General features: G+C 69.4%; 1 protein-coding gene. It reads left to right on the top strand.

Features of this window, described 5'->3' with window-relative positions:
* The first annotated feature begins 66 nt into the window (after positions 1 to 66).
* Positions 67 to 1,431 (top strand): ISL3 family transposase, encoded by a 1,365-nt coding sequence (locus ACFU7Y_RS43890; protein WP_380772059.1) that lies wholly within the window; start codon positions 67 to 69, stop codon positions 1,429 to 1,431.
* Positions 1,432 to 1,503: the final 72 nt, after the last annotated feature.

Genomic DNA, 1,503 nt, shown 5'->3' with positions numbered 1-1,503 from the left:
CCCACTTGTGATCACTTTCGATGGTCTCCAGCCGGGACGGCGCCGCGTACGTGATGATCAATGCCTGTGACCGACGTGGATGCCGAGGAAGTCCTGTTCCCGGACCTGGACGGCCTGGAGATAGCGAACATCGAGATCGGCGGCGACGCCGTGACCGTCGCTGCCCGCGCGTGTGTACCCGAGGTGCCCTGCCCGGCCTGCGGAGCCAGATCACGCCGGGTCCACAGCCGCTATGAGCGCCGGTTGGCCGACTCGGCAGTCGGTGGCCGACGGATGGTCGTGAAGCTGCAGGTTCGACGCTTCCGCTGCCAGGTGACGTCGTGTCCCCGGACGACATTCGTCGAACAGGTCGCTGGACTCACCTTCCGCCACGGGCGGCGGAGCCTGCGGTTACACACGATCCTGCAGGCGGTGGCGCTGATGCTGGCCGGCCGAGCCGGCGCCCGCCTGTCTGATGTGATCAGCTCGAAGGTCAGCCGCTCGACCCTGTTGCGACTGATCCGCGCGATGCCCGACCCGCAGGCAACCACACCACGAGTACTCGGAGTTGACGACTTCGCCCTGCGCAAGGGGCACGTCTACGGGACCGTGCTGATCAACATCGAGACCCGCCGTCCCGTCGACCTGCTGCCCGACCGAGAGGCCGCCACCCTCGCCCGCTGGCTGACCGAGCACCCCGGAGTCGAGGTCATCTGCCGCGACCGCGCCACCGGCTACGCCGAAGGCGCCCGCCTCGGCGCACCGAACGCGGTCCAAGTCGCAGACCGCTGGCACCTGTTCCACAACCTCACCGAAGCCGTGGAACGCTGCGTCACGCGACACTCCACCCAACTGCGCGAACCCGCCCACGTCCCCACCCCCGAGGAATCCGCGGCGGCCCTCGCCGAACTGGAGAAGATCACCACGACAGCGAAAGCGGACCGGGGCGCCCACCGTTATGCGGACCGGACCCGCGAGCGGCACGACGCCGTGCACACCCTCCTCGACCAGGGGCTGTCCCGGCGGGAGATCAGCCGCCGACTGGGCCTGGCCCGCGGCACAGTGCGCAGGTTCGCCCACGCCGAAGCCCCCGAAGAACTCGTCGTAGGCAAGTGGCAGGGCCGCGCCAGCGTCCTGGACGACTACAAGCCCTACCTCCACCAGCGATGGCAGGAAGGCTGCACCACCGCGAAGACGCTCTTCGACGAGATCAAGGCCGTCGGCTACACCGGCGGCCTGACGATCTTGCGCGACTACCTGTGGCCCCTGCGATCCGGCGCCCCACCGCAGGACCGCTTCACCCGGCCACCCTCGGTCCGCGACGTGACCTCCTGGATCACCCGCCACCCCGACAGCCTCACCGCCGACGAGACCCTCAAGCTCAAGGGCGTCCTCGCCCGCTGCCCACAGCTCGACACCACCGCCGACCACTCCGGGCCTTCGCCGAGATGATGACCGCCCGCACCGGCCGCGACCAGCTGGCCGGCTGGATCGAGGAGGTGAAAGCCTCCGACCTGCCCGAGT

Source organism: Kitasatospora sp. NPDC057542, from assembly GCF_042801945.1.
Lineage (GTDB): Bacteria > Actinomycetota > Actinomycetes > Streptomycetales > Streptomycetaceae > Kitasatospora.
This window is presented reverse-complemented; position numbering and strand designations above follow the sequence as displayed.